Genomic DNA, 7,785 nt, shown 5'->3' with positions numbered 1-7,785 from the left:
CGGCGGCGTACTCCCGATGGCGGGAGAGCACCCGATACAGGAGGACGCTCGCCGCCCAGAACATCGCCGAGACGGTCAGCGTCACGATCGCACAGACCATGATGACGACGATGGCGACGAGTAGCCCGCGCGCGTCGTCGCCGTCGCCGCCCGATCCGCCGGCACCGAACCCGGAGCCGAGAACCCGGTAGAGCCCGTAGAGAACGTAGAACGCGGCGATCGCGAAGTAGTACGTGATCGTCGGCAGGAGCCACGCGACGGTCATCAGGTTCGCGTCGCGGTTCGTGAGGTGGGCGACTTCGTGGGCGACCGTCGCCTCGAGTTCCGCGTCGTCAAGTAGCTCGAGGAGCCCGGTCGTGACGACGACCGTCCCGGCACCGTCGTTCGGGTCCCCGCGGCCCGTTGATCCGCCGGCGACGGCGAACGCGTTCGGAACGTCGGTGTCGATGACTGCCACGAGCGCCCGTGGATGATCGATTTGCGCCGAGCTCCGCGTGACGGCGGCGTGTAACTCCGGGTAGTCGTCCGCCGAGGCGGACCGCGCGCCGACCGAGCCGAGGACCGCCCGCAGACCGTACCAGTACTGGACGACGAGGCCGCCGAGTACGACCAGCGTCAAGAGGACAGGATCGACGTAGAACTCGCCGTGATACGGCCGCTCGTTCGCCCACTCGAGCAGGGCGATGCCGACGGTGTTCGCGAGAAAGAGGAAGGTGTAGACGAACGCGAACGGGAGGACGACCAGCAGTCCGATCGCGACGAGCATCCGTACGTGCAGTTCGCGGTCCGTGTCGAGATCGACGTGGAGAGACATGGGCAAGCGGAGCCTCAGTTGATGAACTGAAATGGCAGATAGTAAAGGTGTCTATCGGAGAGAGACGACTCGAGGGCTGTCTCGTCTCCGGCAGACGTCGCGATCCGCTCTCTCGTCGGATCAAGACCGTTCGGACGGGGCCGACACCGCCGCACCGTTCGTGCGACCGACTACCAATACAAAACTACTAGCTGTTTAAGCAGTAGCTTCATATACGATACGATCGTTGGAGTATATAGCAAATACCCAGTGATCCATACACATGAGAGTAGATAGCAAGACGTTTGTCTACCAGAGCATCGAACACACGAACGGGCCCTTTTTCACGGATCGCCGATCGCTCGAGGCGGTTCGCGAGCGGATCGTCGCCGATATCCGGGCGACTGTCGACGACGCCGGCGCGGACGGGGTCGTCGTCGCGATGAGCGGCGGCATCGACTCGACGCTGACGACGGCGCTAGCGGTCGAGGCCGTCGGCAGCGAGAGCGTCCTCGGGCTGGGACTCCCCTGCCACATGACCGAGCAGGCCCACGTCAGCGACGCGCACACGATCGCCGAGGGGATGGGAATCGACTTCGAGGAGATCCAGTTGCGCCCGCTCCTCGAGGTCTTCGACGAAACGGTCGCGAGCGAACTCGAGACGGAGACCGAGGCCGACGACCGGCCGAACGAGCGGAACCACGAAATCGGAAACGCGACCGCGCGGCTGCGGATGCTCACCGCCTACTACGCGGCCAACCGCCAGTCGCGGATCGTCCTCGGCACGGCGAACCGCTCGGAGTGGTTGCTCGGCTACTTCACCAAGCACGGAGACGGCGCGGCCGACGCCTACCCGATCGGCGACTGCTACAAGACGGAGGTTCGAGCGCTCGCGAAACACATCGGACTCCCCCGCCGGATCGTCAACAAGGAACCGACGGCGGGGTTCTGGGCCACCCAGACGGACGCCGACGAACTCGGCGCGCGCTACGACGTCATCGACCCGCTGTTGTACCGGCTCGTCGAGGACGGCCGCTCGTTCGACGAGACCGTCGCCGAACTGCAACTCGATCGCGACACGGCCGAGGAGATCGCCTCGCTGCACACCGACACCGAACACAAACGCGCGACACCGCCGACGCCGGGGATCGCCGGCCGCGGCACGGGAGGGCTCCTCGACGATTCGGACGCGCTCGAGTGATCGCAACGGCACGCGGCCGCGTCGATCCGTGATCGTCCCTCGATAGCGGATTCAGCGAGCCGGCTCGTCGGCATACAGGCCCTGGTTACGCCACCAGAACAGCCCCCACGACAGGAGGAAGCCGGCGCCCATCGCGAGGATATCCGTCAGGAAGTTCGAGAGCCCGAAACCGACTATCGCCACGAGCGTGATCGCCGATCCCAGTGCCGCCCCCGTCACGACGAACAGGACGTCACCGGCGATCTTCGCCCGCGAGCTCGTCCAGTACCGTTGTCGATCCTCGTCGTACCAGATACCGACGTAGATCAATACCGGCGACATGATCGCAATGACCGTAATCGATCGGTACGCCTCGGGAAGCACGGTCGGCCCCAGCACGAACAGATTCAACAGATTCGCGACCATCGCCGCGAGAAACAGGCCGATCAGCAGCCAGCCCCATCGCGGGAGCCGCTCTTTGTCCATATCGGAGACGGTCACCGCTGGAAAATAATACTGCCGTTCTCGCCGTTATTCCGCGCAGCAAGCGTCCTTTTTCGGGGAGTCCTCGACGCCGTTCCCGTCGGCCGCGACCGGCTCCTCGAGTCGGTAGAGGCTCTGCCGCGCGTCCGCAAAGTAGATGTCCTCGTCGACGATTCCGATCTCTTCGAGTCGCTCGAGCGCGTACCGCACCGTCCGGGCCGAGAGCATCGATTCCTCGACGATCTGTTTCTGCGTCAGCGGCCCGTCGTACTCGAGAACCTTGAAGACGAGTTTCGCACTCGGTGGCAAGTCTTCGATTTCCTCCCCGTCGGTCTCTGCCATATTACGAATCGAAAGGCCCCAGCAGTATAAAAGTTGAGCCTTACCGGACGAGTAGCATAATACAGTACAATGTATTCATCCGTGTAAATTGTACCCTCCGTCGCCGAACCGTTCGATATGACTGGTGTACCTGATCCGGCGGAGGGTGTCAGCAACGACGTGACTCTGTGAGTCAGACATGTTCGCCTCGTGGCGTTCGGAACGAGGCTGCGATTCGATCAGCGAACGATTCGTCGGTGTTCGTCCCGCGAAAATCGTCCTCGACCAGTCCACCTCGCCGCTCAGCTTTCGCCGATCATCCCTCGCCGATCATCCGGTCTTCGTCCTCCCACTCCTGCTCGCGCAGTTCGTACTTCTGGGTCTTTCCGGTCGCCGTTTTCGGAAGTTCGGTAACGTATTCGATCCGACGGACGACCTTGTAACTCGCCAGTCGATCGCGGGTGAACTCGGTCAGTTCGTCGGCCGACACCGGCGGATCGGTCGGATCCCCGTTCGACGGCACGACGAACGCCTTCGGCGTCTCGCCCCACTCGTCGCTCGGTGCCGGAATCACGGCCGCGTCCGCGACCGCGTCGTGATCGAACAGCGTGTCCTCGAGTTCGATGCTCGAGATGTTCTCGCCCCCGGAGATGATGATGTCCTTCTTGCGGTCCCGGATCGCGATCAGGCCGTTCTCGTCGACCGACGCGAGGTCGCCGGTGTGGTAGTAGCCCTCGACGCGGTCGTTGAACGCGTCGTCGGTCTCGTCGGGCTTGTTCCAGTAGCGGTCCATGATCTGGTTGCCCCGGACGACGATTTCGCCGAGCGTCGCGTCGTCGCGCGGGACGTCGTTCCCCTCCTCGTCGACGACGCGAACGTCGGTGCCGAGAACACCCATCCCCTGGCGCTTCTTGATCTCGAAGCGGTTCTCGCCGTTCATGAGGCGCTTGGCGTCGGAGATAGTGATCAGCGGTCCCGTCTCGGTCGCCCCGTAGAGGTGTTTCAGGTACCAGCCGAAGCGGTCCTCGACGGCCCGAATGGTGGCTTCCGGCGGCGCGCTCCCGGCGGTCGTTACCCGAACCCGCTTCTCGCCGGCCATCTCGGGTTCCCCCTCGGCTTCGTAGTAGTCGATCAGTTGGTTGAGCACCGCCGGAGCCGCACAGAGGAAGGACACGTCTTCCTCGCGAATCGACGAGACGACCTCGTCGGGATTGACCCCGCGCGTACAGACGTGGGTCGCGCCCATGCCGGTCACCGCGTAGAGATGGCCCCAGCCGTTGACGTGGAACATCGGCAGCGTCCACAGATAGGTGTCGTCGTCGGTGATCTCGTGGTAGATCGACATCAGATACGCGTGGAGCGTCTCGGTCCGATGCGTGCGGCAGACCCCCTTCGGATCGCCCGTGGTTCCCGAGGTGTAGTTGATCGTGATGATCTCGTCCTCGGCCATCTCGGGCCGCTCGAACTCGGTCCCGGCGTCCTCGAGCACGCCGTCGAACTCCTCCCAATCGCCCCTCACCGCGTCTGCGTCGTTCGTAACGAACGTCTCCGTCGGCACCTCGTCGCGGATCGCCTCGATCTTCTCCGCGAACGCGTAGTCGGCGTAGATCGCGTCCACGCCCGCATCAGACAGGATGTACTCGTAATCGGTCGGCTCGAGGCGGTAGTTCAACGGCGTGTGGACCGCACCGAGTTGCATCGCGCCGAAGGCCGCCTCGAGGTGGTAGTGCGTGTTCGGATCGAGCACGGCGACGCGGTCGCCTTTCTCGATGCCCCGACTCTGGAGCGCCGCGGAGAACCGATCGGCCCGCTCGCCGAACTCAGCGTAGGTGAACCGGTTACCGTCGACCCCTACGATCGCTTCCTCGTCCCCGTAGTATTCCCGCGCCTGCTCGAGGAAATCAGTGACAATGAGTGGCGTTTCCATGCGCCGAAATTTTTGCGGATCAATCCTATACGTATTTCGTTTATCATCGAACGTGAAGAACGTCCGAGAGGACAGCGCGCTCGGTCGTCGCCTCCGGAGGCGACGTCCCGTTCAGAGTCGTTCCCAGACGTTCTGGTCGTCCTCGAACCCGTCCGAATCGTCAGGTGCCGCGAACTCGTCGCTCGGGTCCAGTTCCGAAAGGTCCTCGGCGGAGAGGTCCCCGTCGCCGTCGATGACGGCCGGCTGTTCCTCGAGGTCCATCTCCGGCCAGGCGGTCTCCTCCCAGAGGCCGCGGTCGCTGTAGTAGTAGACGACCCCGTCGTTGACGACCGCGAACAGTCCCCGCTGCGTGTCGTGGACGACGCGCTCGTTCGTATCGATCGCGACGTCGACGACGTCCTCGAGCGTGTCGAGCGAGACGTGATAGTCGCCGATCCACATCGGGATCGACCCCTTCGAGATCCACTCGGCGTAGCGCTGTTCGTGGACCGCTCGACGGGCCGCCTCGAGATCCGTAGGAGACCGGCGGGCGACGAGCGCTGCACCGGCCAGCGACAGCGTTCCGAGCACCGAGAGACCGCCGACGAGCGTCGCACTGCGGGGCTCAGTCGTCCGCGCCGTCCCGCTCCGATAGCTGTGAGTCGCCGAATCCGACAGCGAGTTCCCGAGCCAGTAGGCGTCGTCCGTTATCTCTACCGGCGTCGTCGCCGTCACGGTCCCCTGTTGGCGACCCGTATCGTACTCGACGCGAAGCACCATCGCCAACTCGACCGAGCCGACGCCGGCGACCTCGCGCTCGAGTTGCCGCTGTCGCTGCCGGTAGGATTCCACGTCGATCGTCGCGTTCGACGTCGCGACGCCGTTCTCGACCGACGCCGACTCGCGCAACGCCGTGTGTGTCTCGTTCCAGAACGGGGACCCGTCGCGGATCGCCTCGAACCGAAGCCGTAGTTTGTGCGTCACGTCCCCGTCCTCGATAGGGGCCCCGCCGGTTTCGTTCCGGAGCCTCGTCTCGGGCCGGATCGTCAGTTCCGGCGTGGAATTCAGAAAGTAGACCGAACTATCCTCGAGGCGGTCGCCCTCGTCCCAGAGCGTCCCGTTTTCGGTGACGACGGCGCTCGTCCCCGCGTCGGTCGTGACGCGTTCCTCGCTGAACTGGTCCGCGGTCGTCGTCACCGGATTCGCGACTGCCCAACCGGTCGCGGCGATCCCGAGAACACTGACGACGACCAGCGCGATCGCGATCGCGCGTCCGTGTCTGGCGAGCACCAGTTCGAGCCGCGGGCTGTCGATCATCTGCCGTCCCTCCCGATTCGGCCTCGCCGTTCGAGCCCGCCGGCTGACCGACCGCGCTCGTCCGCTGGCCGAGCTGTTCGTTTCCGAACTGGTCGGTCACCGGAACAATACATACGGAAGTGAAAGAAAGCGACCATTATAAGGGTAGTGGCCCCCCACCGACTACTCTCGATCGCGGAGCCACTTCCGAAGCCGTCGCTCGAGGCGGGTCGAGAGCGGGACGTGATCCCCCGCGGATCGGACCCGGAGATCGCCGCTGCCGAAGATCACGAGGACGATTCCGACGGTGATCCCGACGATGACCCCGTTTACCGCGGCGATAGCGACGAAGGGGTGAACGCCGTGGAGCCAGACCAGCACCGACGGCGGGAGAACGGCGAGATACCGGTATTCGCCGAGATGGCGCGTATATTCTCCCGTTTCCTCCGGCGCGGACAGCGTCACCGTCGTTTCTCCGCTCCCGCGAATCCCGATCGTCTGCCACTCTGGATCGGCCGCGATCCCGCCGCTTTCGGCGTCGTGGACGACCACTACCGGCAGATAGCCGGCGTTATCGACCGACCTGGTGAGTTCGGCCGTCGCGCCCGGTGCGACGACCTGCGGATCGTCGTCGGGCGATTCGGTACTCACGAGACCGTACTCGGCGGTCCCCGACGGGACGACCATCGCCGCGGTCGCGAACGTGACGAACACCAGCAGAATCAGCCCCAAGATCGTCCAGAACGCGATCACGTTCTCGCGCGAGCGCCGTCTGGTCGTCTCGCGCCGCGACGGGCCGAGTCGCTCGAACACCGTTCCGAAGCCGAGCATGGCGACGCCGATCGCGACCAACATTGCGCCGAGCCCGTTGCCGGATGCAGTCGTCGTCAGGCCGAGAATCGGCGCGACAGTTTCGGAGGCCCCCGTTGCGATTCCCTGCACACCCATAACGGCCGTTCCGAGGTGGGGTATCGTCACGACCTCGCTGTTTACCTGCCAGGCCTCGGCGACGATCTGGCCGTCCGTGACGTGGGGTTCACCGCCATCCTGATCGGTAAACGGGTTCGCGTCGCCCTTCGTGACGTATCCCTCCTCGGTCTCGCCGACCACGCGGTGGGTCGTCAGCCCGCCGCCGTGGAGCTCTCTGGCCTGGAAGACGACGACGTCGCCCTCCTCGACGTCGCCGGTGACGGCGCTGGGAACGGAGACGAACCCGTCGCCGGCGTCCATCGCAGGCTCCATGCTGCCGGTCGCGACGTAGCCGAGCAGAATCGGCTGCCCGAGGAGTTGCCCGACGATCAGCAGGATAATGACCAGCGCGAGGCCGAACCCGAGCCCTCGCTTGAGGAGTGACGGGGTTGTCATCGACGAGTGACGAGTACGATCATGTCTGACTGACTGTTCGTCTATACTATATTTCTTCTCCAGTATAAAGCCCGCGAGAGTTCCGACGGGGAGTAACGGAGTCGTCGCGTGCTCGAGAGACCTTGAGTTTCGACACCATTCACTGTCACCCCGCGGTGGCGCGCGCTGGCGACGTGCTCGAGTTTTCTCGAGAGCGCGTCGGTGACGTCGTGCGAGGGATGAGCGAACAACGTGAGCGAATCGGTTGGGGAGGGTGTGGAAATTCCTAGTTGCCAGCCTGAGCAGGACACTCGTCTATACCGACCTTATGATCAACACAGTGTAACGAACACGTTTCGTACCCGTCTCGACAGGGGCACGACTAGCGATGAACGGTCCACCGCCGGTTCGCGACGACCACCAGGGCCAACAGCCCGGCCGTCGCGGGCGGCGCGAGCGCCG

General features: G+C 64.4%; 7 protein-coding genes. 1 reads left to right on the top strand and 6 read right to left on the bottom strand.

Going from position 1 to position 7,785, the window contains the following annotated elements; all coding sequences use genetic code 11:
• Window positions 1-814 (bottom strand): M48 family metalloprotease (locus PGX04_RS04250; protein WP_273737369.1); only part of this gene is annotated, 814 nt, incomplete at its 3' end.
• 262 nt (window positions 815-1,076) lie between these two features.
• Between PGX04_RS04250 and PGX04_RS04245 the strand changes: the two genes are divergently transcribed.
• Window positions 1,077-1,994 carry an NAD+ synthase gene (locus tag PGX04_RS04245; RefSeq protein ID WP_273737368.1) on the top strand — a complete coding sequence of 306 codons (918 nt, stop codon included), beginning with the start codon at window positions 1,077-1,079 and terminating at the stop codon, window positions 1,992-1,994.
• A 51-nt stretch (window positions 1,995-2,045) separates the two neighbouring features.
• Here PGX04_RS04245 and PGX04_RS04240 read toward each other — a convergent pair whose 3' ends face one another.
• From PGX04_RS04240 to PGX04_RS04220, 5 genes are all read right to left on the bottom strand, one after another.
• Window positions 2,046-2,459 (bottom strand): Hsp70 family protein, encoded by a 414-nt coding sequence (locus tag PGX04_RS04240; RefSeq protein ID WP_273737367.1) that lies wholly within the window; start codon window positions 2,457-2,459, stop codon window positions 2,046-2,048.
• A gap of 45 nt (window positions 2,460-2,504) precedes the next feature.
• A complete protein-coding gene (locus tag PGX04_RS04235) occupies window positions 2,505-2,798 on the bottom strand; it encodes a MarR family transcriptional regulator (protein WP_226039562.1) in 294 nt (97 codons plus the stop codon).
• A gap of 295 nt (window positions 2,799-3,093) precedes the next feature.
• Window positions 3,094-4,704, bottom strand: coding sequence for a long-chain-fatty-acid--CoA ligase (locus tag PGX04_RS04230; RefSeq protein WP_273737366.1), 1,611 nt, complete (start codon window positions 4,702-4,704; stop codon window positions 3,094-3,096).
• Between the two features lie 111 nt (window positions 4,705-4,815).
• Window positions 4,816-6,000, bottom strand: coding sequence for a DUF5305 domain-containing protein (locus PGX04_RS04225; RefSeq protein WP_273737365.1), 1,185 nt, complete (start codon window positions 5,998-6,000; stop codon window positions 4,816-4,818).
• A 162-nt stretch (window positions 6,001-6,162) separates the two neighbouring features.
• Window positions 6,163-7,344 carry a signal peptidase I gene (locus tag PGX04_RS04220; protein ID WP_273737364.1) on the bottom strand — a complete coding sequence of 394 codons (1,182 nt, stop codon included), beginning with the start codon at window positions 7,342-7,344 and terminating at the stop codon, window positions 6,163-6,165.
• Between the last annotated feature and the right edge of the window lie 441 nt (window positions 7,345-7,785).

It is taken from the genome of Natrinema soli (assembly GCF_028618695.1).
Note: the sequence above shows the minus strand (reverse complement) of the source record. Positions and strands in the feature narration are given on the sequence as shown.

Bases quoted from the DNA above. Each gene is read 5' to 3' on its own strand.
- PGX04_RS04245 (WP_273737368.1), top strand. From the start codon at position 1,077: ATGAGAGTAGATAGCAAGACGTTTGTCTACCAGAGCATCGAACACACG.
- PGX04_RS04240 (WP_273737367.1), bottom strand. From the start codon at position 2,459: ATGGACAAAGAGCGGCTCCCGCGATGGGGCTGGCTGCTGATCGGCCTG.
- PGX04_RS04235 (WP_226039562.1), bottom strand. From the start codon at position 2,798: ATGGCAGAGACCGACGGGGAGGAAATCGAAGACTTGCCACCGAGTGCG.
- PGX04_RS04230 (WP_273737366.1), bottom strand. From the start codon at position 4,704: ATGGAAACGCCACTCATTGTCACTGATTTCCTCGAGCAGGCGCGGGAA.
- PGX04_RS04225 (WP_273737365.1), bottom strand. From the start codon at position 6,000: ATGATCGACAGCCCGCGGCTCGAACTGGTGCTCGCCAGACACGGACGC.
- PGX04_RS04220 (WP_273737364.1), bottom strand. From the start codon at position 7,344: ATGACAACCCCGTCACTCCTCAAGCGAGGGCTCGGGTTCGGCCTCGCG.